1 protein-coding gene is annotated in these 1,196 nt (G+C 29.6%); it reads left to right on the top strand.

All coding sequences use genetic code 11. From position 1 onward, the window contains the following. The first annotated feature begins 198 nt into the window (after positions 1-198). Positions 199-1,188 (top strand): IS110 family transposase, encoded by a 990-nt coding sequence (locus Q0845_RS27680; protein ID WP_298521201.1) that lies wholly within the window; start codon positions 199-201, stop codon positions 1,186-1,188. Positions 1,189-1,196 lie beyond the last annotated feature (8 nt).

Raw genomic sequence — 1,196 nt, 5'->3', positions numbered from 1 at the left:
CACTCCTTTAGATTAGCATTCAATAAATCATTAACTTAAAAATGGAAAAGATACACTATCAAGTCACTCCAAGTTTTAAAACTTATAGTTCGATTTAGATCTTTTCCATTTAATAGATATAACTCAAATTAGAAATTCGGGATTTAAAGCCCATTATCAAGGAGTTGAGTCTATCTTTTATTCACTCAAATCAAAGGTATGAAAACAAACTTAAAATTCATTGGTATTGATGTAAGCAAACACACACTAGATATCTGTATACTCACAGATACTTCTACAAGTTTAGTAATTAAAAATACCAAAGCTAGTATTGGTAAATTCTTTAGCAATCTATTAAAAGATACTACTTTAAAGTATCACATATGTATGGAAAATACAGGAAGATATTCATGGACATTGATAGATATTTTGACACCAATGCTATGCAAGGTGTATGTTGTTAATCCATTACATCTAAAAAGGTCTTTAGGTTTAACTAGAGGAAAAAATGATAAGGTTGATGCGATAAGAATTGCACACTTTATTAAAAAGAATCATACAGAACTAACACTATTTGTCCCTAAGAGAAAAGAGTTAAAACTATTACAAATACTTGTATCTGAGAGAAAATCAAGAGTGAACCAACGACAGGAGCTTTTAACCAAAAATAAAGAGATACAAGTAGTGAGTCATTCTAAAATCATTAGTTCAATCATCAAGAAAAACAACAAACTGATCAAAGAACTTTCTTCGCAAATCAAAGACTTTGAAACTGAAATAAAAAAACTAATTAAAAATGACACATCACTTAATAAGTTAGATAATCAACTTAGATCAGTCCCTGGTATTGGGAATATACTTTCTTGGAATTTACTTATAAAAACTAATGAGTTTAAAACGATTAAAACTCCAAGAAAGCTTGCTTGTTATGCAGGTGTAGCTCCGTTTGCAAACACCTCTGGAATCTCTGTCTTTGGAAGAAATAGAGTTTCTAATTTGGCTGATAAAGCACTAAAAAAACTATTACATCTAGGAGCAATGAGCGCCATAAGACTAGACAATGATTTGGCTGTATATTTTAATCGAAAAGTAGAACAAGGAAAAAACAAAATGAGCGTCTTGAACGCAGTACGTAATAAAATGATACACATTGTTTTTGCTCTAATTAAAAATCAAAATTTTTATCAAAATCGTTTGATTTTGTCATAGAAATCGAA

This window comes from uncultured Kordia sp. (assembly GCF_947489565.1).
In the GTDB taxonomy this organism is placed as follows: Bacteria; Bacteroidota; Bacteroidia; order Flavobacteriales; family Flavobacteriaceae; genus Kordia.
The sequence above is the reverse complement of the archived record's forward strand: the minus strand, read 5'-3'. Positions and strand labels throughout refer to the sequence as shown.

Coding starts and splice junctions, on each gene's coding strand:
- Q0845_RS27680 (WP_298521201.1), top strand. CDS start 199: ATGAAAACAAACTTAAAATTCATTGGTATTGATGTAAGCAAACACACA.